General features: G+C 66.4%; 20 protein-coding genes. 9 read left to right on the top strand and 11 right to left on the bottom strand.

The features are described from left to right. Positions 1–101 precede the first annotated feature (101 nt). The 3 genes from WDM86_17915 to WDM86_17925 all read right to left on the bottom strand — a co-directional run bounded on the left by WDM86_17915 (position 102) and on the right by WDM86_17925 (position 3,150). Positions 102–995: a methylenetetrahydrofolate reductase gene (locus tag WDM86_17915; protein ID MEI9991900.1), complete on the bottom strand. Its 894-nt coding sequence runs from the start codon at positions 993–995 to the stop codon at positions 102–104. Positions 996–1,064: 69 nt separating this feature from the next. After that, the gene (locus WDM86_17920; GenBank protein MEI9991901.1) at positions 1,065–1,511 is read right to left on the bottom strand and encodes a nuclear transport factor 2 family protein; all 447 of its coding nucleotides are present in this window, start codon (positions 1,509–1,511) and stop codon (positions 1,065–1,067) included. Positions 1,512–1,596: 85 nt separating this feature from the next. Further along, a complete protein-coding gene (locus WDM86_17925) occupies positions 1,597–3,150 on the bottom strand; it encodes an AMP-binding protein (protein MEI9991902.1) in 1,554 nt (517 codons plus the stop codon). Positions 3,151–3,250: 100 nt separating this feature from the next. Between WDM86_17925 and WDM86_17930 the strand changes: the two genes are divergently transcribed. Beyond that, entirely contained in the window at positions 3,251–4,498 is a 1,248-nt protein-coding gene (locus WDM86_17930; GenBank protein MEI9991903.1) for a cation:dicarboxylase symporter family transporter, read from the top strand. Between the two features lie 7 nt (positions 4,499–4,505). Here the strand turns inward: WDM86_17930 and WDM86_17935 are convergent, their stop codons facing one another. The 8 genes from WDM86_17935 to WDM86_17970 form a co-directional block, all read right to left on the bottom strand. Beyond that, a complete protein-coding gene (locus WDM86_17935; protein MEI9991904.1) occupies positions 4,506–5,912 on the bottom strand; it encodes an aminomethyltransferase family protein in 1,407 nt (468 codons plus the stop codon). A gap of 117 nt (positions 5,913–6,029) precedes the next feature. Further along, positions 6,030–6,902, bottom strand: coding sequence for a formyltetrahydrofolate deformylase (gene purU, locus WDM86_17940; protein ID MEI9991905.1), 873 nt, complete (start codon positions 6,900–6,902; stop codon positions 6,030–6,032). A 2-nt stretch (positions 6,903–6,904) separates the two neighbouring features. Then, positions 6,905–7,798 carry a methylenetetrahydrofolate reductase gene (locus WDM86_17945; GenBank protein MEI9991906.1) on the bottom strand — a complete coding sequence of 298 codons (894 nt, stop codon included), beginning with the start codon at positions 7,796–7,798 and terminating at the stop codon, positions 6,905–6,907. A 225-nt stretch (positions 7,799–8,023) separates the two neighbouring features. Beyond that, entirely contained in the window at positions 8,024–9,058 is a 1,035-nt protein-coding gene (locus WDM86_17950) for an amidohydrolase family protein (GenBank protein MEI9991907.1), read from the bottom strand. Between the two features lie 2 nt (positions 9,059–9,060). Further along, complete coding sequence (locus tag WDM86_17955) at positions 9,061–10,491, bottom strand: NAD-dependent succinate-semialdehyde dehydrogenase (protein MEI9991908.1); 1,431 nt, start codon at positions 10,489–10,491, stop codon at positions 9,061–9,063. After that, complete coding sequence (locus WDM86_17960) at positions 10,492–11,958, bottom strand: carotenoid oxygenase family protein (GenBank protein ID MEI9991909.1); 1,467 nt, start codon at positions 11,956–11,958, stop codon at positions 10,492–10,494. Positions 11,959–11,998: 40 nt separating this feature from the next. Next, positions 11,999–12,724 carry a nuclear transport factor 2 family protein gene (locus WDM86_17965; GenBank protein MEI9991910.1) on the bottom strand — a complete coding sequence of 242 codons (726 nt, stop codon included), beginning with the start codon at positions 12,722–12,724 and terminating at the stop codon, positions 11,999–12,001. A gap of 125 nt (positions 12,725–12,849) precedes the next feature. Beyond that, positions 12,850–15,351 (bottom strand): TonB-dependent receptor, encoded by a 2,502-nt coding sequence (locus tag WDM86_17970; GenBank protein MEI9991911.1) that lies wholly within the window; start codon positions 15,349–15,351, stop codon positions 12,850–12,852. A gap of 582 nt (positions 15,352–15,933) precedes the next feature. Here WDM86_17970 and WDM86_17975 point away from each other — a divergent pair. From WDM86_17975 to WDM86_18010, 8 genes are all read left to right on the top strand, one after another. Further along, on the top strand, positions 15,934–16,686 hold the full coding sequence (locus WDM86_17975) for a glutathione S-transferase family protein (GenBank protein MEI9991912.1): 753 nt from the start codon (positions 15,934–15,936) through the stop codon (positions 16,684–16,686). Positions 16,687–16,697: 11 nt separating this feature from the next. Beyond that, positions 16,698–17,477 carry a glutathione S-transferase family protein gene (locus WDM86_17980; protein ID MEI9991913.1) on the top strand — a complete coding sequence of 260 codons (780 nt, stop codon included), beginning with the start codon at positions 16,698–16,700 and terminating at the stop codon, positions 17,475–17,477. A gap of 9 nt (positions 17,478–17,486) precedes the next feature. Continuing rightward, positions 17,487–19,055: an AMP-binding protein gene (locus WDM86_17985; protein MEI9991914.1), complete on the top strand. Its 1,569-nt coding sequence runs from the start codon at positions 17,487–17,489 to the stop codon at positions 19,053–19,055. A 21-nt stretch (positions 19,056–19,076) separates the two neighbouring features. Then, on the top strand, positions 19,077–19,961 hold the full coding sequence (locus WDM86_17990; protein MEI9991915.1) for a TauD/TfdA family dioxygenase: 885 nt from the start codon (positions 19,077–19,079) through the stop codon (positions 19,959–19,961). Continuing rightward, entirely contained in the window at positions 19,961–21,340 is a 1,380-nt protein-coding gene (locus WDM86_17995) for an MFS transporter (protein MEI9991916.1), read from the top strand. Before WDM86_17990 ends, WDM86_17995 begins: the two co-directional genes overlap by 1 nt. Then, positions 21,321–22,199 carry an SDR family NAD(P)-dependent oxidoreductase gene (locus WDM86_18000; GenBank protein MEI9991917.1) on the top strand — a complete coding sequence of 293 codons (879 nt, stop codon included), beginning with the start codon at positions 21,321–21,323 and terminating at the stop codon, positions 22,197–22,199. Before WDM86_17995 ends, WDM86_18000 begins: the two co-directional genes overlap by 20 nt. Before the next feature lie 5 nt (positions 22,200–22,204). After that, complete coding sequence (locus WDM86_18005; protein ID MEI9991918.1) at positions 22,205–22,933, top strand: glutathione S-transferase family protein; 729 nt, start codon at positions 22,205–22,207, stop codon at positions 22,931–22,933. 76 nt (positions 22,934–23,009) lie between these two features. Beyond that, positions 23,010–24,338 (top strand): MFS transporter, encoded by a 1,329-nt coding sequence (locus tag WDM86_18010; protein ID MEI9991919.1) that lies wholly within the window; start codon positions 23,010–23,012, stop codon positions 24,336–24,338. Positions 24,339–24,343: the final 5 nt, after the last annotated feature.

Raw genomic sequence — 24,343 nt, forward strand, 5'->3', positions numbered from 1 at the left:
TAGAACAGCGGCGGCGCCTTGCAAAGCGCAAGACGCGGCACTGCGCGCAAAGTCGATTATTCGTTCCTCGGCGTCGGGGTGCCGGAAATCCTACGCAGCAATCAGCGCATCTTGGCGATCACGCGCGGGATGGCGGGCTCGTTGAGCGGCGCCATGATATGCGCCCCGGCGACGCCGGCGATTCCCTTCATTTCCTGAAGCAGCTCGACGCAGATCGCCTCGCCTTCCGCCTTCGGATCGCCGGCCTTTTCCAGGCGCTCGACGATCCAGTCCGGCACGACCGAGCCCGGCAGATTGTTGCGGATCCACAACGCCGATTTCGCCGAGGCGAGCGGCGCGACGCCGACGATCATGTAGACCTTTTCGAGCAGGCCATGCTGCGCCAGCCGGGCGACATAGCGCCTGAGCACGCCGGTATCCATGCAGAACTGGGTCTGGGTGAACTGCGCCCCCGCCTTCAGCTTCTTCTCCAGGCTCGCCGGCACCCAATTCTCCGGCGGATCGACCGGCGCGTCGGCCGCGCCGATGAAATAGCTCGGCGAACCGGCCACGGCGCGGCCGTGCGGCAGTTGATGCTTGTCGCGGATCGAGGCGGCGGTGGCGATCAGCCCGCTCGAATCCAGGTCGAACACCGGCTTGGCGTCCGGCTGGTCGCCGGCCTTGGGATTGTCGCCGGTCAGCGCCAGGACGTTGACGATGCCGAGCGCCGCCGCGCCGACGAGCTGGCTCTGCAGCGCGATGCGGTTGCGATCGCGGCAGGTGAGCTGGAGGATCGGCTCGATGCCGCTCTGCAGCAGCAGATGCGCCGCGATGGTGGATTCAAGATGCGCCCGCGCGCTGGCGCCGTCGGTCACGTTGACCGCGTCGGCCAGGCCCTTCAGCGGCGCGCCGCGCTCGATCAGATCGCGCGGATCGGCCGACAAGGGCGGGGTGATCTCCGCGGTCAGGACGAAGGTTCCGGCTTCGAGCTTCTGCTGCAGGCCCGATTTCGACATGCGATTGTCTCCGATGACGTGCGCGGATCATCTTGCAGAAAGGCCGGGGCCTGTCCATCGACGCGCCGCTCAGAACATTCCGTTGCCGTTGGCGGCTTTTTCCGGCACCGGCTGCCCCACGTCCCAATGCTCCAGGATGCGCCCATTGCCCACGCGGAAGATGTCGACCACCGCCATGCCGCGATCCTGGGCATTCACCTTGAAGCGGTAATGCACCGCGACCAAATCGCCGTCGGCCAGCACATGGCTGATCTCTATCGTGGCGGTGGGATTGTCGGTGTAGAACTTCTTGAAGAAGCCGCGCATCGGCGCCGAACCGGTCGGCACCAGCGGATTGTGCTGGATGTAGTTGGGATCGAAATAGGTATCGACCGCCTGGTCGACCTTGTGATCGATGAACAGCATCGTCACCGCGTCCGTCACCAGCTTCTTGTTCGCATCGCTCTCAGGCGACGCCAGCGCCGCCGACGCCAGGCACAGCGAAGCGACGGCCGACAAAAGGATCCTCGAATACATGGACTATCCTCCCCGTTGCCCGGCGATCTTCGCGCCGGTGTTGCGATAAAATACTATGCCGGATCGTTGCCGGATAGCGCGCCCGTCAACGCTCCGCCTGGAAGGCCTTGCGCAATTCGTCCTTCTTGACCTTTCCCGATCCGGTGCGCGGCAGCGTCTCGACGAAGGCGACATGCTTGGGCATCTTGTAGCGGGCGATCCGGCCCATCAGATGGCCCAGCACCTCGTCGGCTTCGATCTTCGACGCCGCCACGACATAGATCGCGCCGCTCTCGCCCCATTGCGGGTCGGGCACGCCGATCACGGCCGCCTCGGCGATGGCGGGATGTTCGGCGAGCAGGCTTTCGATCTCGGCCGGATACACGTTCTCGCCGCCGCTGATGTACATGTCCTTCCAGCGGTCGACGATCTGATAGAACCCGTCGGCGTCGCGCCGCGCTGCGTCGCCGGTCTTGAACCAGCCGCCGGAAAAGGACTTGGCCGTGACGTCGGGCTGGTTCCAATAGCCGGGCGTGACGCTCGGGCCCTTCAGCCATATCTCGCCGACCTCGCCGTCCTCGGCCTCGCGCCCCTCGGCGGTGACGAGCCGGATGTCGATCATCGGGGCTGCGACGCCCGACGTGCCGGCCTTGCGCAGCACCGTCTCGGGATCGAGCGGAACGGCGAGCACCGTGCCGCCTTCGCTCAGGCCATAGCCTTCGACCGGCATCACGCCGCCCGCGACCAGGCGCTCGACCACGGATTTGGGCAGCGGCGCGCCGCCGATGACCAGGCCCTTCAGCCGCGACAGATTGGAGGATTCGAAGGACGGGTCCTGCAGCATCGACGCCGCCATCTGCGGCACGGCGAAATAATGCGTCACGCCGAGATCGGGATCGGACATCCGCGCCAGCGCCACGGACGGGATGAAGCGGTCGGAGATCAGCACCGTGCCGCCCATGAACAGCGCGGCGCGCGCCACGCCGAACAGGCCGGCGACGTGGAACAGCGGCATGTCGCAGAGCAGCACGTCGCGCGGCGCGACCTCGTTCGCCATCGCGAAGTTGAACGCCGTCGCCCACGCGTTGCGCCGCGTGACGATCACGCCCTTGGGCTTGCCGGTCGTCCCGGAGGTGTAGAGCAGGGTGATCGGCGCATCGGCGCCGAAATCGCCGCCCGGATGCGGCGCCTGCGCCGCGATGGCGGCGGCGAAACGGTTGTCACCGGGCGCGCAAGCAAGGACGCGCCGCACATCGTGCGCCGCCAACGCTTCGCGCGCCGCGTCCTCGAACTCCGTTTGATAGATCAGGACCTCGGGCCCCGCATCGGCGAGCAGCACGCCGAGTTCGCGGCCCGACAGGCGCCAGTTCAGCGGCTGGAAGATCATGCCGGCGCGCACGCAGGCAAAATGCAGCACCAGCGCGTCCGGGCTGTTTCGCGCCAGCAGCGCCACCCGCGCGCCGGGTTCGAGCAGGCCCGCCAGCCAGCCGGTGCACCGCGCGACCAGATCGTCGAGTTCGCGATAAGTCAGGCTTCGGTTCTCCGGCAGATCAACGCAGGCGATGCGTGCGCCGTTGGCCCGCGCGTGATAGGCAAGGAAATCGATATCGCTCTGGACCGGATCGCCGACGGATGCCGCGAAGCTGCTGGAATTCGGCATTTACGCTCCCAAACGCCGCGAAGCCCCGTCGTTGCGATGGCCGCCGGCCGAGGCGATTGGTATGTCCCGCACACAATTCTGTCAACGCGCGGAAACCTGCATGATCCTGCGTCTCATCCGGCAATTATGGGTCCAGGTCCTGGTCGCGACGCTGCTCGGCATCGCCGTCGGCTGGGCCGATCCTAGGCTCGGCGCCGCCCTGAAGCCGCTGGGCGACGGCTTCATCGCGCTGATCCGCATGATGATCGCGCCGGTGATCTTCGTGACCGTGGTGCACGGCATCGGCGGCATGAACGACATGCGGCGCGCCGGACGGCTTGCCCTGAAGGCGCTGATTTACTTCGAGGCGGTCACGACGCTGGCGATGATCGTGGCGATCGCCGCGGTCGACATCTGGCAGCCCGGCAAGGGTATGAACATCGATCCGCGCGGCCTCGACGTCAAGCTGGTGCACGGCATCGCCGCGGGCGCCCAATCGGTGGAGCAATATATCCTCGACATCATCCCCGCGACGTTCGTCAGCGCGTTCACCCAGCCCAATGTGCTGCAGGTGCTGCTGGTGTCGGTGCTGTTCGGCTTCGGCGTCGCGGCGGCCGGCGAGCGCGGCCGCCCCGTTTTCGCGCTGATCGGCAGCCTGTCGGAGATCGTGTTCCGCATCGTCGGGTTCATCATGGGACTGGCGCCGCTCGGCGCGTTCGGCGCCATCGCCTTCACCGTCGCGGCGTTCGGGGCGCATGCGCTGCTGGCGCTGGGCAATCTGCTGATCGAGTTTTACGTCGTGAGCGCGCTGTTCACGGCCGTGGTGTTCGGCGCCATCCTGCGCGCGTTGGGGCTGAGCCTGCGCCGGCTGGTGTGGTACATCGGCGACGAATTGCTCATCGTGGCGGCGACGACCTCGACCGAGGCGGTGCTGCCGCGGCTGGTGCAGAAGATGCGCGACGCCGGCTGCGACGAGGCGGTGGTCGGCATCGTGGTGCCGGCCGGCTATTCCTTCAATCTGGACGGCACCTGTTTGTACCTGGCGACGGTGAGCCTGTTCCTGGCGCAGGCGACGAACGTGCACCTTTCGCTCGGCCAGCAGATCGGGCTGGTGCTGATCCTGCTGCTCACTTCCAAGGGCGCCGCCGGAGTCGCGGGCGCCGCCCTTATGGCGCTGGCGGCGACGCTGAGCGCCTCGGCGATCGTGCCGGTCGCCGGCATCGCCCTGATCCTGGGCATCCACCGCCTGCTGGCCGAAGCGCTCACCTTCGTGAACGCCATCGGCAATTGCGTCGCCACGCTGGTGGTCGCGAAATGGGAACGGGCGGTCGACGCGCGCAAGCTCGCCGACACGCTCGGTCGGACCTGACGGCGCCTCAGGCCTTTCCGGTGCGCCAGCCTTGGGCATAGGTCTCGCGCGCGTCGCGGGCATAAGGCACCGGCGACACCTTCACGCGAACCTCGAGCTGCTTGTGGCGCTCGACCGTCGCCTTCTTCGAGCCGCCGCCGGCTTCGGGCTCGCCCCACAGCAGCGTCAGCACGTCGCCTTCCTGGATGTCCGGATCGACCACGCCGAGCGACAGCGCCTGGCGCTCGTTCGCCGAATAGCCCGAGAACATCGACAGGCCGACGACCTTGCCGTTCTTCAGCACGGAATCGAAGCTCGACGAGCCGTAATTGCCGATCGGGATCTCGAAATATTTGTAGATGTCGCGGCCCGGCTCGAACAGGCAGTCATAGGCCTTGGCGATGTCCTCGCCGTTCCAGGCGAAGGTCACCTTGCGGCGGTGCGGCTTGCCTTCCATCGCCTTCACGGCGTCGGCGCCGATGAAGTCGTGGTCGAACTTGATGAACGGGCCATAGCCCAGCTCATAGGGGTTCGTGTAGTAGTCCTCGATCTTGTTCGATACGAAGCTGCCGGCGATGGAGCCGGTCGCCTCATAGCCGCCGGCCGGCAGCCATTCGCGATAGGATTTCATCCGCTCGTCGGAATAGACCGCGGGCAGCGGCGACGGGATCCAGCCGGACTCCAGCGTGTTGGACGCATAGGCGCGGCTGCCCACCGCGGTCAGGCCGAATTCCTTGCCGGCCTCCAGGATGATTTCGCGGATTTCGAGATACTGCTCATAGGGGCCCCAGACTTCGAGGCCCGGCTCGCCGGCCATGCCGTGGCGCAGCGCGCGCACCTTGCGGCCGCCGATGGTGATCTCGTCCATGAAGAAGAACTTGATGTCGGGGATCGGGCCGCCGTTCAGCTTGGCGATCACGTCCTTGGCCTTGGGGCCCTGGATCTGGAAGCGGTAATGGTTGCGCTTCACCGCGCGGCCCATCGGGGCGGAGGGCGAGCGGTCGTCGCGGGTGATCTTCACGTCCCATTTGCCGGTCTTGGCCTGGAATTCGATCCAGTTCACCGTCGGCGCGCGGCCGACGAAGTCGTACAGGTTCTCGGCCAGGTGGAACAGGATGCCGTCGCCGATGACGTGGCCGCTATGCGACAGCGGCACCATCTGCTTGGCGCGGTTCACCGGGAAATTCTTGAAGGTGTTGATGGTGAGATAGGACAGGAACTTCGCCGCGTCAGGCCCCTCGACCATCATTTCGGCCATGTGGTGCGACTGGTCGAACAGGACCGCGCTGTTGCGCCAGGCGATCTGCTCGTCGCGCCAGTTGGAGAATTCCGACGGGACGACCGGATAGACATAGGCGCCGATCTGCGAATTGCGCAGCATGGTCACGGGGTTGCCGGCGGCCTTCAGCACGCCTTCCAGGTTGTTCGCTGTCATGTCTTATCGTCCTCCTGCCGCCAATTTGTATGCCTTTTCGGGTTCCGGGGCGTCTGTTCCAGAAGAGAACCGAAATCGGTGGGAAATGGGATGGCCAAGCCTAGAGCGGATACCGCGTCAGTTGAACACCACCGTGCGCCGCCCGTTCATCAGGACGCGGTGCTCGGCATGCCATTTGACCGCCCGGGCCAGGACGCGGCTTTCGATGTCGCGCCCGACCGCGGCGTATTCCTCCGCCGACTGGGCGTGGCTCACGCGCTCGACCTCCTGCTCGATGATCGGGCCCTCGTCGAGGTCTTCGGTGACGAAATGGGCGGTCGCCCCGATCAGCTTCACGCCACGCTCATGCGCCTGGTGATAGGGCCGCGCGCCCTTGAAGCTCGGCAGGAAGGAATGATGGATGTTGATGATCTTGCCCGACCAGCGGGCGCAGAAATCCTTCGACATGACCTGCATGTAGCGCGCCAGCACGACGAGGTCGATGCGCTTGCTCTCGATGATCTCGTTGAGGGCGGCTTCCTGCTCGGCCTTGTTGTCGGGCGTTACCGGCAGGTAGCGGAACGGAATGCCGCTGGCGGCGGCGACATCGGCGAGGTCGCGATGGTTCGAGACGATCAGGGGCACGTCGATCGGCAGCGCGCCGATGCGGATGCGGTAGAGCAGGTCGACCAGGCAATGGCCGAACTTCGACACCATGATGATGGTGCGGGTCTTCCTGGCGGTGTCGTAGAAATGCGCGTCCATCTCGAATTCCTGGGCCAGCGGCGCGAAGGACTTTTCGAGAGTCTCGATCGGCGTTCCGGATTCGGAGTCGAAATAGATGCGCAGGAAGAAGCGGCCATTGCCGCGGTCGCCGAACTGCGAGCTGTCGATGATGTTGCAGCCGGCGTCGAACAAAAAGCGCGACACGCGGGCCACGATGCCGCGGCGGTCGGGACAGGCGATCGTCAGCACGCCCAGGGGATGGTCGGTCTTCGGAGGATTGGTCATGTCTATTGTCCAGCGATCCGTCGCGGCGCGTTTTCGCTTTGCGCCCGCGCGCCGTTCAGCCACTGCGCTGTCTTGCGCACCCCGCCGAACATGTAAAGATGGATTCCCGCGATCGGCCCGAAATTGCCGGCCCGCAGCGTCTTGCCAAGGTCGTCGAGCACCGCGTCGGGCGTCGTGTCGCCCATCAGCTTGCCGATCATGCCGCCCCGCTGGCGCAGCGCCCTGAGCGAATTGCCGACGCCGCAGCGCATGGCGAATTTCAGCAGCGACGCCGTGCTCGCGGGACCGGCGACCCCGATGCGGACGGGCACGTCGATCCCGACGGCGCGCAGCCGCGCGAGCCAGCGCGCGATCGGCTCGGCCTCGAAGCAAAACTGGGTGACGATCTCGGCGTGCAGGCCATGGGCGCGGGCGGCCGCGACCTTCTCCAGCAGCGCCGATTCCAGGACATCGTCCGCGACCGCGGGATGGCCCTCGGGATGGCCGGCGATCAGGATGGTGCGCAGGCCGTTGCGCTCCAGCAGGCCGGTCTCGATCACCTCGATGCTGGAGGCGAACGTGCCGCGCGGCCGGTCGACATCGCCGGCGATGACGAGGGCGCGCGTGACGCCGGCCTCGCCGCTCAGGCGCGCGAGCTGGCGTTCGAGGAAATCGCGGTCGGGGAAATTGCGCGCGGTGAGATGCGGGATCGGATTGAACCCCGCCTCGCGCAGCCGCACGCAGGTCTCCGCCGCCTTGTCCGCGCTGTCGTCGGGCAGGAAGGTGACGTGCACGTCGGTGCCGGGCGCGAAATGTTCGCGCAGCGTCTGCGCCACGCCGGGCTCGCGCGGCGTGACTTCGATCGAGGCGCTGTCCAGCAGCCCCGCATTCGCGGTTATCGCGGTCTCTACCGCCATGCGTTCCGTCCCGACGTCAGATTGTTGTTGTCGCATACAAAGGTTTTTCCGCATGCCGCGACAACGTCAATGGGTATTATTTCTACCTGCCCACGGAGCGCGCTGCGCGATCGCTTTGGCTTCGCCGCCGGTGCAGCGCGCACGGTAAACGGCCAATTGGCCGCATCGGGTTCCGCCGCATCCCACTCGTTGGGATGGGCCCACCGGCGCGTGGGCAGGGGCGGCTCAGAGCTTGAACAGGCGCTCGGCGTTGGTCTGGAAGAACTTCTTCTTGTCCTCGGCGCCGATGGCCATGTCGTCCTGCATCATCACTTCCTCGGCGACATACTGATAGGGATAGTCCATCGCATAGAGCACATGCTCCATGCCGAGGACCTCCTGGCAGAGCTTGATCGACGGTTCGAACGGCATGCCGCTGCTGGTGACGTAGAGGTTCTCGCGCATGACCTCGGGGATCCAGCGCTTAAGCGGCTTGATGCTGTCATAGCGCTTGGCGGCGACGCCGGCGCGATGCATGAAGTTCAGGCGGAAGATCCAGAACGGCAGCGCCTCGCCGAGATGGCCGAGCACCAGCTTGAGCCTGGGGAAACGGTCGAACAGGCCCGACACGATCAGGCGCAGCGCGTGCAGCCCGGTGTCGACGCCGAAGCCGAACACGGCGCCGTCGAGGCCGCGTTCCAGGAACGGCTTGATGAGATCGGGATGCGGGCCGGTGGGGTGCAGATAGATCGGCACGTCGAGCGCCTCGCACGCCTCGAAGATCGCCCAGTATTTCGGATCGTCCAGCCACTGGCCGCGGGTGTGGCCGTTGAAGATCGCGCCCTTGAGGCCGAGCTTGCCAACGCCGCGCTCGATCTCCTTCGCCGCGTGCGCCGGATCCTGCGGCGCGAACGCCGCGAGGCCGGCGAAGCGCGTCGGATGACGGGCCACGGCCTCGGCCAGCTCGTCGTTCGCCGATACCGATACGGCGCGGGCGACGTCCGGCTCGAACATGTTCACGCCGGGCGCCGTGAGCGAGAGGAGCTGCACGTCGATGCCGGTGGCATCCATGTCGGCGATGCGGCGGGCGCCCAGATCGAGCAGCCGGGCGCGGATCAACACCGGCCGTTCCGCCGCGCTGCGCAGATAGAAGCCCCACAGGCTCTCGAAGCCGGGATCGCGGAAGCCGCTGTCGAGCAGCTTGCCGAACTGGTCGAACAATTCCTGGGTCGCGAACGCCTCTTCCGTGGCGATGCGCTTGTAGGGGACTTGTGCCGGCATGATCAGGCCTCGCTGACGAATTTGGTGACGAGGCAGGCCTCGAGACCCTCGATGCCTTCCTCCGAGCCGTGGCCGCTTTCCTTGATGCCGCCGAACGGGGAGTCGGGCACCGAGATGCGGAAGGTGTTGACGCCGACCATGCCGGCCTCCAGCGCGTCGCCCAGCCGGTTGGCGACGCCAAGGTTCTGCGTGAAGGCGAAGGCGGCGAGGCCGTAAGGCAGGCGGTTGGCCTCGCGGATCACCGCTTCGGTGTCGGAGAAGGCGTTCACGATGGCGATGGGACCGAACGGTTCCTCGCGCATCACGCGCGCGCCGTCGGGCACGTCGGCGAGCACGGTCGGCTGGAAGAACCAGCCGGGCTGGTTGAGGCGGCGCCCGCCGGCCAGCACGGTGGCGCCGTGGCTTTCGGCGTCGCGGATCAGCGCGTCGATCGCCTCGCGGCGGCGGGCATGGATCAAGGGGCCCATCTGGGTGCCGTCGGCGAGGCCGTCGCCGACCCGCCAGGCGCGGGCGCGCTCAGCGAACCCTTCGGCGAAGCGCGCATGGATGCTGTCATGGACATAGAAGCGCGTCGGCGAGACGCAGACCTGTCCGGCGTTGCGGAACTTGGCCGCGGCCGCCTCGTCTAGAACTTTCTCGACATCGACATCGCCGAACACCAGGACCGGCGCATGGCCGCCGAGCTCCATCGTGGTGCGCTTCATGCCCTCGGCGGCGAGCTTCATCAGGTGCTTGCCGACCGCGACCGAGCCGGTGAAGGACAGCTTGCGGATGATCGGCGAGGCCATCAGATGCCGCGAGATCGTATCGGGCACGCCGAACACGACGGAGAGCACGCCCTTGGGCAGGCCGGCATCGAGCAGCGCCTGCGCCACGCCGAGGCCCGAGGCCGGCGTTTCCTCGGCGGGCTTCAAGATGCACGAGCAGCCGGCGGCCAGCGCGGCGCCGAGCTTGCGGGCCGGATTGCCCAGCGGGAAATTCCACGGCGCGAAGGCAGCGACCGGACCGACCGGCTCCTTGCGCACGCTCATGCGCGTGCCCGGCGCGCGCGTCGTCAGCAGGCGGCCATAGGCGCGGCGGCCTTCCTCCGCATACCATTCGATGATGTCGGCCGACATCTGCACTTCGATGCGGGTCTCGCCGAGCGGCTTGCCGGATTCGAGCGTCGCGGTGCGGGCGAGGCTCGGCGCCCGCTCGCGCATCAGCTCGGCGGCCTTTTTGAGGATGCGGCCGCGCTCCTGCGCCGGCACGGCGCGCCACAGCGCGAAGCCGCTCTGCGCCGCGGCCAGCGCGTCGTCGAGGTCCCGCGATGTCGCGAACGGAATCCGGCCGAGCACCGCTTCGGTCGCGGGATTGACGACATCGGCCCCGTCGCGGCCGCCGCGCCGTTCGCCGCCGATCAGAAGACCGAGCTCGGGATAATCGGCCGCCACCTAGAGCGCCTCGCCCGGGACCCAGAAGCCGTGGACCTGGCCGACGATCTTGTGGGGCATCTTCACCGTCGCGACCGGCCCGGCCGCCAGGTCGTGCGTGTCGACAAGCACGAGATCGGAGCGGCCGCGCTCGGCCGTCCTGGTCACGATGCCGACGAGATAGCCGTCGCCCTCGCCGGCGCGCCTGTTGCGCGGCACGAAGCACATCTCGTTCACCAGCGCGTCCGGGCCCGGCGACCAGGTCGAGACCTTGCCGGTCTGATGGTCGATCCTATGCCAGGCGATGCCGCCGCCCATCGCCGAACTGCCCATGAGGAATCCGTAGCGATAGGGCCGCGTGTGATAGCGGTCGTCCTGGCGCGCGAGGAAGCCGACGACCTCGGGATGGAGGATGTCCATCTTGAAGCTGTTCGTCGCCCGGTCGGCGAGATCGACCGAGAAGCGGCGAATGCGGCCCTGCGCCTTCACCGGGTCCCAGGGCTCATGCTTGTTCGGGAAGAACGGGAACTGGTTGCCGTCGCCGCCATCCATGTCGACGAACACCTTGTCGCCTTCCGACCACGCGCCCATCGTGTGGGTGCACATCGTCGTCGGCCCGGAATACCAGCGCACGTCCTTGCCGTCGCCGCCGCGCTTCAAGACGCCGAACCAGGTCGGCAGCGTCGAATCCCAGGAATAATGCAGGCCGCCGGCCTTGATCTGCTCCATGTCGACCGCGAGCGGCACGACCAGGAAGGCGACATGGCTGGCCGTCACCGCGAAGTCGTGGATCATGCCGGCATAAGGCACGTTCATCCAGGTGTGCCAGGTGCGCTTGCCGTTCCGGTCGAGCGCCAGGATCTCGACATCGGTCGAACCCAGCCCCTTTGCCTCATAGCCGAAGCCGAGCAGCTCGCCGGTGTCGGAATCGATCTTGGGATGGGCGGTGAAGGTCTCGCCCTCCAGCGCGCCGTCGAAGGTATAATAATCGTCGAGCGTCTCCAGCGTATGCGGATCGAGCACCACGGGCGGGCTGTCTTCCTTGAACGCCATCAGCTTGCCGTGATGGAAGAACACCTGGGTGTTCGCGGTGCCGCGGCTGAGCCCCTTGACCGACGGGTCGTCGGTGAAGGGATTGCGATACATCCCGAACAGCGAGCGCCGCGCCGCGTGCTGCGCCTTCCAGCGCTGGGTGCGCACCCAGCGGCTCTTGAAATCGACATGCCCGCCCTTGAAGCGGAACATGCTCGCATGGCCTTCGGCGTCGAAGCCGATGTCGTGGACGTAGCGCGGCTGCTTGGGATATTGCGGATCGGGCCCGACGCGATAGAACGCGCCGTCGAGATCGGCGGGCAGCGCGCCCTCGACCTCGCAGTCGAACAGTTCCATCTCGGCGCGGTTGACGGCGCCGCCCGCGCTGCCGCCGCCGCCGAAGGTCACCATCGGCTGGGACGGGAAATGCACGCCGGTCCCGACGCTGTCGCTCATGGCTGCCGTCTCCTTCAAAGCACCGTTGACGCCGCGCGCGCTATTTCGCGCGCCACTGCTCGGGCTGCTGCGCCACCATCGGCTTTCCCGTCACGGGATGCGGATAGTGGAACGGCACCACCGGCGTCTCGGGCCACAGCCGGCGATGCGGCTCCGGCGCGATGATGTCGGGACCGAGCGGGTCTTCCGGAAAGGTCTTGCTCGCGAAGGGATAGGCGTTGGGCGGTGTGTGCGCCCAGCCCTTGTCGAAATTGCCGTGCCACAGCGGATTGTAGTCCAGCACCTTGATCTTCCAGACGCCGCCGTCCTTGACGTATTCGTTCTCGTAGATGCCGCCTTCCCACCATTGGCGCGGCAGCGTGCCGGCCTCGACGATGCTCTCGTGGCGGCCGGCCTGCATCATGCTGCGGCCGCGGACCTTCGCGGTCTTGCCGTCGGGCGCGACGTCGATCACCATCTGCATCTGCGGATGGTCGAGCAGAAAGCCGAACACCGGCCCGTTATAGTCGTTGGTGAAGTTCTTGCGGAAGCGGCCGACATAGAGCCGGCGCACGCCCTCCTTGCCCTTGTAGATGCCGCCCATGAAGCGGACCTCGCCGTCCTTCGCGAACAGGTCGACGGCTTCGTCGTACAGGCATTTGTCGATCAGATAGCCATAGGTGTATTGCAGCCGCCTCACGGCGCTTTCGTCTTCGAGGATGCCGACGCGGCCCGCGAGCTTGGCGACGGTCGATTCCAGTTCCTGGACTTTTTGTTCGGTGGTCATTTTCGTGCGTTTCCCTGAGCGCGATGCGCGCCTTCATCTTGTCGTTGGTATGCAACAAAAACAATCGGGGCGCAGGCCGCATTTGCGTGCGTTCTGCGCCCCGAGAGAAGGACTCCTAGACTAGATCAGAACGCCTTGCGCAGCGTGAGCATCCATTCGCGCGGCTGGGCGGGCTGCGCCTCCACCGTGCCTTCGCCGAACACCGCGAAGTCCGTCATGTCCAGGAAGTATTTCTTGTCCGTCAGGTTGGTGACGGCCGCCGACAACTGCCAGCCGCCGGCGCTCGGTTCCCAGGTGATCCGGGCGTCGAGGATGCCGTGCGCCGGAATTGCCGTGTACGGATTGTTGTTGGCGTCCTGATAGACGGTCGACTCCCAGGAATAATCCAGCCGCGGCGTCACCGAGCCGACACCCTCGCCCAGATCGATCGTGTACTGAGCATCCAGATGGAGCTGCTGGCTCGGGATCAGGATGCCATGGGTTCCGACGCGCACCGTGCCGGCCGCGACCTGCGGGCAGATGCCGGCGGTGACGGCCGCCGCCGAGCAGCCGTCCAGATAGCCGGGCACCGCGCCCGGGGCCGGGTTGGAGGTGGTGTGGATGTAGGAGTAGCTGGCGTCGATCAGCAGGTTGTCGATCGGCGCCGCCGTCGCCTCCAGCTCGACGCCTTCGTTGCGCGCCGAACCCAGGTTCACATACAGGACTTCGGGCAGCGGGAAGCCGAGGCTCATGTCGGTCTCGGCGAGCGGCGTGATGATGTGCGAGTAGTCGGAGATGTAGCCGGCGACGTTGACGCGCAGCCGGTGGTCGAACCAGTCGGTCTTGGCGCCGATTTCATAGCTCGCGATCGATTCCGGGCCGTAGCTGTTGAGCTGATCCGGCGCGAAGGGACGCGAGTTGGTGCCGCCGGTGCGATAGCCGGTCGAGTACTGGAAATACGTCATGATGTCGTCGGTGACGTGATAGTCGATGCCGCCGCGCCAGTCGGGACGGTCGGTGCGGGAGGTATGCGGCGTCAGCGCCGGGTGGATCGAGTGATCGCAGGCATGGCCGGCGAACAGGTTGCAGTCCAGCGTCGGATCGACCGTGGCGCGGAAGAAGCCGCCCATCGGATAGCCCGGCACCACGCCGGAGTGATCGAAGTAATAGGTCTTCGATTCGACCGTGTAGCGGGCGCCGCCGAAGATCTCGAGATTGTCCCAGATGTGATAGATCGCATGGGCGTAGGCCGAGCGGTTGACCGTGGTGTAGAGGTCGTTCTGCTCGAACACCAGGAACGTCGAGCCTTCGTCATAGTCGGCGTCCAGGATGACGGGGCCGTGCGCATGATTGACGCGGTCGTAATAGAAGAAGCCGGCCGTCCATTCGAGGTTGTCGTCGAACAGCTTGCCCGTGAAGCGCTCTTCCTGCTGGAATTCGCGGTTCGTGGGATAGGTCGTCGTGAGCTGGAACGACATCGGCGACACGTCGGAGTCGTTCGAGTACGCGCCGTTGTAGTAGCGGTAGCCGGTGATCGACTTGAAATGCACCTGCGGAATGATCTGCCAGTCGAAGACGTTGGTCAGGCTGTAGGCGTGCATCTGCGCGCCTTCGTTGTAATCCAGGCCCGCCTGGCTGCGATAGGTGCCGTAGGTCGTCGTGTAGGGATTGGCGGGGATGAACCGCTGGTCCCATGGGATGCCGTACGCGGCGATCGGGCCGGGCGGAAAGGGCGGCGTATTCGCGTTATTCCAGGTCGGAATGCCGGTCGCGGCGACGGGGGCGCCGTCCGAGTTTAGGCCGACGAAGACCGCGCGCGGAACCGACACCACGCCGTTTCCGCGATTGTAGTAGACGTTGCCGGTCGCGCCGGTCGGATCGGCCGCGGTGCCCGGATCGGCCGCGTACAGCACGTCGGGCTGCGATTCGGAATTGTCGCGGATCACGTCGACCGAGAAATTATCCTCGATTTGCGGCGTGAAGACCGCGCGCAGCGCCAGGCGGGCGCCGTCGACATCGGTGCCGCCCTGGGTGCCGACCTTGCAGTCCGCCCGTGTCGTCACCGGCACCAGCGAGCCGGCCGTCGCCGGATGGGCGCAGGCATAGTCGATGACGCTCACATAACCGTCCTGCTGGCGCGACGTCGCCGACACGCGCGCGAACAGATGGTCGGGGATGATCGTGAAGTCGATCGCGCCCTTGACGTTGATCTCGTTGAACGAGCCATAGGTCGCCTCGATATAGCCGGCATTGTCGTCGCCGGGCTTCTGGGTGATCATGCGGATCGCGCCGCCGATGTCGTTCTTGCCGCCGAGCACGCCCTGCGGCCCCTTCAGCACTTCGACGCGGTTCAGGTCCATCAGGTCGAAGACCGAGCCCGACATCGTGCCGTAATAGATGTCGTCGATGTAGAAGCCAACGCCCGGCTCGCTGGCGAACGCCGTGTCGTACTGGCCGACGCCGCGGATATAGGTCTGCACGCCGTTGCCGTACGCCGCCGGCGCCTTGGTCAGCGACAGGCCGGGGATGGAGGTGCCCAGCTGCGACAAATCGTTGATGCCGCGGGCCTCCAGATCGGCGCCGGTGACGGCCGTGATGGCGAGCGGCGTGGACTGGAGATTCTGCTCCGTGTACTGAGCGGTCACCACGATGGTTTCGATGCCGCCGCCCGCGGTGGCGTCCGCCGCGACGGACGGTGTCGCAAGGCCGGCGGCGATTGCGAGAGTCGATGCGCCAACGAACAGACCGCTCAGAACGCGCGAGCGGGTACGATTCCTCGTTTGATGAACTACAGGCATAAGCCCCTCCCTGATAGCGGCCCTGGCCGCTGTGATCGGTACACGCTTGGCGCACCAGACTCTTTGTTGCGGCAAAATAGCATAAGCGTGGTCGGCGCAAACAGTCCGTGTGCCGAGCTTACGAAGGAAAGACGTTGAACACCGGTCGAACTCTGCTTGGAGTCTTAACGGCAGGTGCTGGAAATACTGCCCTGAGTTCTCCGGCGGCAGAGTCGTCGTTCGCCCTTGGAACGGGCTGTTGGGTGCACCGCAATAGACGGCGCCATTGGTTGCGGAAAAGTCGCGCTTTGCGAATTTCTGTTTTCGCACCCGACGTTTTCGTCTTCGCGCCCGACGGTTCCGAATTAGCGAGTTCGTCCTTCAGTGTGAGCGAAGCGTCGAACAGGTTGGCGCGCAAAGATTCTCTCGACCGCGCGTCCGAGGCTCGAACACATGCTGACACTTTATCACTGGGAGCCGAACGCCAATTCCGGCAAGCCCATGCTGACGCTGAAGGAGAAGGGCGTCGCGTTCGAGAGCCATTACCTGGACCTTCTCAACTTCGATCAGCACAAGCCCGAATATCTCGCGGTCAATCCGAACGGCACGATTCCGGCGATGGTCCATGGCGACATGGTGCTGACCGAATCGACCGCGATCATGGAATATGTCGACGAGGCGTTTCCCGGCCCGCCGCTGCGCCCCGCCGCGCCGCAAGAGCGCTGGCGCATGCGCTGGTGGATGCGCTTCTTCGATCAGTATTTCGCGCCCTCGGTGAGCATGATCGGCTGGAGCGTGTTCGTCGGTCCCTCGGTGCGCTCGCGCGATCCGGGCGAGCTCAAGGCCGCGATCGACCGCATTCCGCTGAAGGAGCGCCGCATCGCCTGGTCCAAGGCGATCTACAACACCTTCTCGGAAGCCGAACTCGCCGAATCGCGCCGCCGTTCCGGCATCGGTATCCAATGCCTCGAAGAAGCCCTCGCGTCGCGGCCCTGGCTGGCCGGCGATACTTATTCGCTGGCGGACATCAACGGGTTCAATCTCGGTTATGCGCTGCCGCTGGCGCAGCCGCAGCTCTGCAACGACGAGAAGACGCCCCACATCATGGCGTGGCTGCGCAGGATCTATGCGCGCCCCGCGACCAAGGCGACCTGGGCCATGGGCCGCACCCCGATGGCCAGCCGCGTCACCTATCTGAACGGCTGAAAGGCTTGGCCATGCTCGATCTGTATCACTGGGAGCCGAACACCTTCTCGCTGAAGGTGCTGATCGCGCTCAACGAGAAGAACATCCCCTTCACGAGCCACTACGTCGATTTCCTGAAGTTCGAGCACTACGCCCTGCCCTTCGCGGGCAACATCGAAGTCGCCTACAATCCCGAACTCGACGGCCCCATCCTGGTGAGCGACGGTACGGCGATGACCGAGTCCTTTTTTATCACCCTGTTCCTCGACGAGCTGGCGCCGGCGACGCCGCTGCGGCCGGCCGGCGCCTATGGCCGCTGGGAGGTTCTGTCCTGGGCGCGTTTCCTGAACGAGGCGGTCGCGCCTTCCGTCAGCACGCTCGGCGCCAAGAAATATCTCGCCCCCGCCTTGGCGGCGCGCGACCGCGGCGAGATCGAGAAAGCCATCGCCGCGATGCCGACCGAGGAACAGCGGGCCGGCTGGCGCGCGGCGCTGGACGATTCCTATTCCGACGAATTGCTGGAGGATTGCCGGCGCAAGGCGGCGATCGGCGTCGCCAAGATCGAGGAGGGCCTGGCGAAATCGGACTGGCTCGTCGGCTCGGCCTATTCGCTGGCCGACATCGATGGCTTCAGCCTGATCGATCCGCTGCGCGACCTGGCGCCCGATCTTCTGAACGACGCGCCCCGCACGCGATCCTGGCTGCGCAAGATCGGCCTCAGACCCGCCGTCAAGGCGGCGCTCGGCGCCGGCAAGACGGGCCGACCGCGCCAGGCCTACACGCCGGGTCCCGAACACAGCCGCTGGGGTTAGACATCGCATATGAGAGCCATCGATTATTTCGACCGCGGCGTGGACATCGATCCGGATCGGCTCGCCCTGGTGGAGGGCGACAAGAAGCTGACCTTCCGCGAATTGCAGGACCTGACCTTCAAATTCGCCTCGGCGTTGCGCGTCAACGGCGTCAAGCGGCAGGAGCCGATCGCGATCTACGGGCCGAATCATTGGGGCGTGCTGGTCTGCCTGCTCGGCCTGTGGCGCGCCGGCGAGAAATGGATTCCGGTCAACGCCCGCAACGGGCTGGCCGAGAACATCCAGTACATGAACTATGTCCGCGTCTCCTGGCTGTTCTACCATTCGCAATATCGCGAGGAGGCCCGCGAACTGGCGGCCAAGGTGCCCTCGATCCGCGGCATCGTCTGCATCGACCGCAACGACGACGGCCATCCCTCGCTCGACGCCTTCCTGAAGGAAGGCGAGGCGAGCGCCTTCGTCGACGAATGCGACGCCTTCTGCAATCTGGAAGAGGTGGTCGGCATCTTCCCGACCGGCGGCACCACGGGCCCGTCCAAGGGCGTCAACGTCACCAATCTCGGCTGGGGCACGATGCAGGAGATGTGCGCCAATTTCTGGCGCCGCGACACGGTCGATCCGGTCTGCCTCGTCACCGCGCCGCTGACCCACGCGGCCGGTCCGGTGAGCAGCGCCTGTTTGAGCTTCGGCGCGACCATCGTGGTGATGCCGGGCTTCGACGCGACCGGCGTGCTGGAGAACATCCAGAAATACAAGGCGACGCATCTGTATCTGCCGCCGACCGCGCTCTATTCGCTGCTCGATCATCCGGGGCGCCACGATTACGATTATTCGAGCCTGAAGATCTTCCTGCTGGTCGGCTCGCCGGTCAGCCATGAGAAGCTGAAACAGGCGGTCGAGACCTTCGGCGACTGCATGTGCCAGTGCTACGGCCAGGTGGAAAGCCCGCTGATCACCACCTGGCTGCCGCCCGAGATCGTCGCGGCGGCGGCGCGCGGCGATCATCCCGAGCGGCTGAAAAGCGCCGGCAAGCCGACCTATCCGGTGAAGGTCGGCATCATGGACGACGACGGCAATCTGCTCCCGCCCGGCGAGACCGGCGAGATCGTGGTGCGCGGCGCGCTCGTCAGCCATTCCTATTTCGAGCTGCCGGAAGCCACCGCCGAAGTGCGCCGCTTCGGCTGGCACCACACCGGCGACGTCGCCTATCGCGACAGGCACGGCTACGTCTTCATCGTCGACCGCAAGAAGGACATGGTCGTCACCGGCGGCTTCAACGTCTATTCGACCGAGGTCGAGGCCTGCGTGATGGAGCTGAACTCCGTCGCGCAATGCGCCGTGATCGGCGTGCCGCACGAGAAATGGGGCGAGGCGATCAAGGCGGTCGTGGTGCGGGCGCAGGGCGCGAACGTCACCGAGGAAGAGATCATCGCGCATTGCAAGGCGCGGCTGGGCGGCGTGAAGGCGCCCAAATCGGTCGACTTCTGGGACGACATCCCCAAGACCGCCAACAACAAGATGGACAAGAAGACGATCCGCTCGAAGTACTGGGCGGGCGCGGAGCGAAACGTGCACTGACTTAATCATCGGGAGGACGCCATGACGCTGACCGTCAATCCCCTGCATCCGATTTTCGCCGCCGAGATCGTCGGCGCCGATCTGGCGCGGCCGCCGGACGACGAACTGGTCCGCACCGTGGAGGACGCGATGGCGAAATACGCGGTGACGATCCTGCGCACCGACGGCGTCTCCGACGACGATCACATCCGCTTCAGCCGCGCCTTCGGGCCGCTCGAACTGCCGCCCAAATTCGGCCGCTTCAATGCGGCGCGGCGGCTGAGGAGCGAATTGTTCGACGCGTCGAATTTGGACGCCAACGGCAACATCATTCCCTACATGTCGGAAGCCCGCAAACTCGCCAAGGGCGCGGAGAAATTCCACAGCGACAGTTCCTTCCACCACCTGCCGACCAAGTGGTCGCTGCTGCTCGGCCATATCGTGCCGCCGGAAGGCGGCGACACCCACTTCATCGACACGCGTGCGGTGTATGACGACCTGCCCCAGGCGACGAAGGACAAGATCGACGATCTGATCGCGATCCACGATTTCTGGCGCGGCCGCGAGCGCACCGGACTGACCGGCGTGACCGAGCAGCAGCGCGCGAGCATGCCGCCGGTCACCCATCCCCTGGTGCGCACCATGCCCTATGGCCGCAAGGCGCTCTATGTCGGCGGCCATGCGGTCGGCATCGTCGGATGGCCGGAGGCCGAGGCCCTGGCGCTCATCGACGAGCTCTACGCCTTCGCGACGCAGCCGCGTTACATCTATGCACACCATTGGCGCCAGGGCGATCTGGTGATCTGGGACAATCGCTGCACCCTGCATCGCGCGACGCCGCTGGAATCCGACGCCTACAAGCGCGACGTGCGGCGCACCACGATCAACGAATACGGCCCGGAAACCTCGGCGGACGCGGCCGCCTGATGGACCAGCGCACGCCGAGCGCATCGCCGTCGGTCGCGCTCGAGCCGCCCTGGCCCGCGAGCCGCGTCGCCTGGTACATGATCTTCGTCACGGCGCTGGTGCGGCTGTCGGCGCAACTCGACCTCGGCATCCTCTCGCTCCTGGTCGAACCCATCAAACGCGACCTCGCGCTCAGCGACAGCCAGATGGGCCTGTTGCTCGGTTTCGCCTTCGCGCTGGTCTACGCGGTGCTGGGCGTGCCGCTCTCGACCTTCGTCGACACGCGCTCGCGGCGCGCCATCCTCGCCATCGGCGTGGTGTGCTGGAGCGTCGCGACGGCGCTGACCGGCTTGGCGCAGACCTTCTGGCAGCTCTTCCTCTGCCGCGTCGGGGTCGGCGCGGCGGAATCCGTCAACGGCCCGGCGACCTATTCGCTGATCGCCGATTATTTCCCGCGCGAGAAGCTGCCGCGCGCCATCGCCGCGATGATCCTGGGCACCATCGCCGGCACCGGCCTGTCGCTGATCCTGGGATCGGTCGTCATCGCCGCGCTGACCCACCTGCCGCGCGTTGTCATTCCCTGGATCGGCGAGATCCGGCAATGGCAGATGGTGTTCGTCATCATGGGCTTGCCGGGACTGGTGTTCGCCCTGCTGATGCTGACCGTGCCGGAGCCGCCGCGGCGCAAGGCCGGCACGACGCAGGCGAGCGGCATTCCCGACGCCAGGCTGTTCCAATATCTCGCGGCGCATTGGCGCGTCTTCCTGCCGATGTTCCTCGGCCTGATCCTGAGCGCCATCGAAAGCGGCGGCACCGCCGCGTGGCGGCCGGCGTTCTTCCAGCGGACCTATGGCTGGCTGCCGCACCAGGCCGGCCTGGCGACCGGCCTTGCCGCGCTGATCGGCTCGCCCATCGGGCTGTGGCTCGGCGCCTGGCTGGCGGAGCGGCTGATGCGCAAGGACGACGCGGCCAATGTGCGCGTGGTGCAGATTTCGTGGATCGCCGCGACGCCCTTCATCGTCGCGGGACCGCTGATGCCGACGCCGATGCTGGCGACCGCCTGCGCGCTTCTGTCGGCGATGTTCAGCATGATGGGCGCGCCGACCCAGAACGCCGCGCTGCAGAGCGTGGCGCCGGGCGATCTTCGCGCGCGCATCACCGCGCTCTATCTCTTGACCTACACAGTGGCGGGCCAGGGCATCGGGCCGAGTTTCATCGCGGCGACGACCGATTTCGTCCTGCGCGACGAACACGCGCTGCGCCTCGCGCTGGCCGGGACCGCCGCCGTGGTGATGCCGCTCGCGGTGCTTGCGATCAGTTGGGGCGTCAAGCCCTATGGACGGGAAGTGTCGCGGCTGAAGGTCTTGGAAGGAGTTGAGCATGGAACAGCTCGAAGGTAAGTGTGCCTTCGTCACCGGCGGCGCGAGCGGATTGGGGCTCGGCATCGCCTGGGCGCTGGTCGAGGCCGGCATGAAGGTCGCGATCGCCGATTTCCGCAAGGATCACATCGAGACCGCGCTGGCGTTCTTCGAATCGATCCAGCGGGGCCGCGACGTCGTCGCCGTGGAGCTGGACGTCACCGACCGCGCCCAGTTCGCGCGCGGCGCCGACGAGGCCTTCGCGAAACTGGGCAAGGTGCATGTATTGGTGAACAATGCCGGCGTCGGCGTGCTCGGCCCGCTGGTCGGCGCCACCTTCGCCGATTGGGATTTCGGCATCGATGTCAATCTGGGCGGCGTCGTCAACGGCATCTGCACCTTCCTGCCGCGCATGATCGCGCAAGGCGAAGGCGGGCATATTGTCACGACATCTTCCATCTCCGCGCTGACGCCCTCGCCGCGCGACTCGGTGATCTACGCCACGACCAAGGCCGCCACCTTGGCGATGAGCGAGGCGATGCGCGACGAGCTGGCCGACCACGACATCGGCACCTCGGTGCTGATGCCCGGCCCGTTCAAGACCAACATCCGCGAGGCGGGCAAGAACCGCCCGGCGCGCTATCAGGCGCAGTCGGGGTATCGCGAGGTCGAGGCGCGGCTGGAGACGCGCGAAGACGCGGCGGACTGGCTGGAGCCGATCGAGGCCGGCCGCATGGTGGTGGGCGCGATCCGCGAGAACCGCCTCTATGTCATCACCCATGGCGAGTTCAAGGGTTGGTGCGAGAGCCGGTTCGAGGACATCCTCGCCGCCTATCCCGAGCCGCGCGACCCCGAAAAGGCCCGGGCGATGGGCCGTCGCCGGCCCGTGCGCAAGGCGTGACGGCCATGCTCGAGCTTTATCACGCCGAGCCCGCCTCCAACAGTTTGAAGGTGCTCATCTGCCTGAAGGAGAAGGGCGTCGATTTCGTCAGCCACCTGATGGACATCCAGGCCTTCGAGCAGCACGAACCCGCCTTCCTGAAGATCAACCCCGAGGGCCAGGTGCCGGCGCTGGTGCATGACGGAACGGTGATCACCGAGTCCACCGTCATCAACGAATATCTCGACCAGATCTTCCCCTCGCCGCCGCTCAGGCCCCAGAGCCCGGTCGAGGCGGCGCGCATGCGCGTCTTCACCAAATATGTCGACGAGTATTTCCGGATCGCCCTCAGCCAGATCGGCTGGCAGCTCATGATCCATACCGTCACCGACAAGCTGAGCCCCGAGGAGTTCGAGGCCAAGCTCGCCCGCATCCCGCGCGAGGAGAAGCGCGAGAAATGGCGCATCGCCGCGGCGCAAGGCTATACGCCGGAGCAGATGGCGGCGTGGCGGCGCACGCTGGCCGAAGGCATCGGCAAGATGGAGGCCGCGCTGGCGTCCGGGCCGTGGCTCGCCGGCCCGCATTATTCCCTCGCCGACATCGCGATGTTTGCCATGGCCGCGCACATGCCCGCGCGCTTTTCCGACATCATGAGCGACGCGGTCTCGCCCCGCGTCATGGAGTGGCATGCGCGGACGAAGGCGCGGCCGGCCGTCGCCGCCGCGCTCGCCATGCCGACGCCGGTCCGCGGCTAACGATATGGCGCCGGTGCGCGCGAGGCACTAACCTGCGGAACGGATAACGCGCCGAACAAGCGCCGAAGGGGATGGAATGAGCAAGGATGTGCGCGCGCTGGTGCGCGATGGGCGGATGACGCGCTTCCAGATCGCCGCCGTCATCGTCTGCATGGCGATCAACGCGCTGGACGGGTTCGACGTGCTGTCGATCGCCTTCACCGGCCCGCAGATCGCCAAGGAGTGGCTGCTGCCGCCGACGCAGCTCGGCCTGCTGTTCAGTTCGGGTCTCGCCGGCATGATGATCGGATCTCTGGTCCTGTCGCCCTTCGCCGACATCCTGGGCCGGCGCACCGTGGTGCTCGGCGGGCTCAGCCTCATCACGGCCGGCATGCTGCTGTGCGGACTGGCGCACGGCCTGACGGAGCTGGCGCTGCTGCGCGTGTTCACCGGGCTCGGCATCGGCGCGCTGTTCTCCAGCGTCAACACCATCGTGACGGAATACGCCTCCGACAAGCGCAAGAGTCTCGCGATCGCCATCATGGCGGTCGGCTATCCCATCGGCGCGACGGTCGGCGGCACCATCGCGGTGTTCCTGATCGCCTATCACGGCTGGCGCTCGGTGTTCTTCTTCGGCGCGTCGCTGTCCGCGGTCCTGATCCCCGTCGCCTTCGTCACGCTGCCGGAATCGCTGGAATTCCTGCTGGCGCGGCGGCCGCGCAACGCGCTCGCGCGGCTCAACGTCCTGCTGCGCCGGATGGGACACGCCGCGCTCGCCGTGCTGCCCGAGCCCGCGACGACGGGCGACGAGGCGCTCGGCGCCTTTTCGGTGTTCGACCGCGCCTTCTTCTCGCGCACGCTGCTGATCGTCTGCGCCTATTTCCTCACGATGCTGCCGTTCTATTTCATGCTGAACTGGACGCCGAAGGTCCTGGTCGACCAGGGCCTGTCGGTCTCCACCGGAATCTCCGGCGCGGTGGTGATGAACGGCGTCGGCATCCTCGGCGGCCTGTTGTTCGGCGTCATCGCCAACGTGGCCGGGCTGCGCCAGCTCACCTCGCTCTGCATGGTGCTGTTCTTCGCCGCCATCGCCGGGTTCGGCGCGGTGGGGACCAACCTGACCCTGCTCCTGATCCTGGCCGCGGCGGTCGGCTTCTTCATGATCGCGATGATCAGCGGGCTCTACGCGATCATCGGCGCGATGTATCCGGTGCGGGTGCGCAACACCGGCACCGGCCTGGTGCTCGGCGTCGGCCGGCTGGGCGCCGTGATCGGGCCCTATATCGGCGGCGTGCTGATCGCGGCGGGCTGGTCGCGGCCGGTCTATTGCGCCGCGCTCGCCGCGCCGCTGCTGGTGGCGGCGATCCTCATCCGCCGCGTGCCGCTGCTGTTCGACACCGCCGGCAGGCCCGACGCCGCCAAATAGGCTGC

The sequence above is a fragment of the Rhizomicrobium sp. genome, from assembly GCA_037200045.1.
In the GTDB taxonomy this organism is placed as follows: Bacteria; Pseudomonadota; Alphaproteobacteria; order Micropepsales; family Micropepsaceae; genus Rhizomicrobium.

Excerpts from the sequence above, each read along its gene's own strand:
- WDM86_17915 (MEI9991900.1), bottom strand. The coding sequence starts at position 995 with ATGTCGAAATCGGGCCTGCAGCAGAAGCTCGAAGCCGGAACCTTCGTC.
- WDM86_17920 (MEI9991901.1), bottom strand. The coding sequence starts at position 1,511 with ATGTATTCGAGGATCCTTTTGTCGGCCGTCGCTTCGCTGTGCCTGGCG.
- WDM86_17925 (MEI9991902.1), bottom strand. The coding sequence starts at position 3,150 with ATGCCGAATTCCAGCAGCTTCGCGGCATCCGTCGGCGATCCGGTCCAG.
- WDM86_17930 (MEI9991903.1), top strand. The coding sequence starts at position 3,251 with ATGATCCTGCGTCTCATCCGGCAATTATGGGTCCAGGTCCTGGTCGCG.
- WDM86_17935 (MEI9991904.1), bottom strand. The coding sequence starts at position 5,912 with ATGACAGCGAACAACCTGGAAGGCGTGCTGAAGGCCGCCGGCAACCCC.
- purU (MEI9991905.1), bottom strand. The coding sequence starts at position 6,902 with ATGACCAATCCTCCGAAGACCGACCATCCCCTGGGCGTGCTGACGATC.
- WDM86_17945 (MEI9991906.1), bottom strand. The coding sequence starts at position 7,798 with ATGGCGGTAGAGACCGCGATAACCGCGAATGCGGGGCTGCTGGACAGC.
- WDM86_17950 (MEI9991907.1), bottom strand. The coding sequence starts at position 9,058 with ATGCCGGCACAAGTCCCCTACAAGCGCATCGCCACGGAAGAGGCGTTC.
- WDM86_17960 (MEI9991909.1), bottom strand. The coding sequence starts at position 11,958 with ATGAGCGACAGCGTCGGGACCGGCGTGCATTTCCCGTCCCAGCCGATG.
- WDM86_17965 (MEI9991910.1), bottom strand. The coding sequence starts at position 12,724 with ATGACCACCGAACAAAAAGTCCAGGAACTGGAATCGACCGTCGCCAAG.
- WDM86_17975 (MEI9991912.1), top strand. The coding sequence starts at position 15,934 with ATGCTGACACTTTATCACTGGGAGCCGAACGCCAATTCCGGCAAGCCC.
- WDM86_17980 (MEI9991913.1), top strand. The coding sequence starts at position 16,698 with ATGCTCGATCTGTATCACTGGGAGCCGAACACCTTCTCGCTGAAGGTG.
- WDM86_17985 (MEI9991914.1), top strand. The coding sequence starts at position 17,487 with ATGAGAGCCATCGATTATTTCGACCGCGGCGTGGACATCGATCCGGAT.
- WDM86_17990 (MEI9991915.1), top strand. The coding sequence starts at position 19,077 with ATGACGCTGACCGTCAATCCCCTGCATCCGATTTTCGCCGCCGAGATC.
- WDM86_17995 (MEI9991916.1), top strand. The coding sequence starts at position 19,961 with ATGGACCAGCGCACGCCGAGCGCATCGCCGTCGGTCGCGCTCGAGCCG.
- WDM86_18000 (MEI9991917.1), top strand. The coding sequence starts at position 21,321 with ATGGAACAGCTCGAAGGTAAGTGTGCCTTCGTCACCGGCGGCGCGAGC.
- WDM86_18005 (MEI9991918.1), top strand. The coding sequence starts at position 22,205 with ATGCTCGAGCTTTATCACGCCGAGCCCGCCTCCAACAGTTTGAAGGTG.
- WDM86_18010 (MEI9991919.1), top strand. The coding sequence starts at position 23,010 with ATGAGCAAGGATGTGCGCGCGCTGGTGCGCGATGGGCGGATGACGCGC.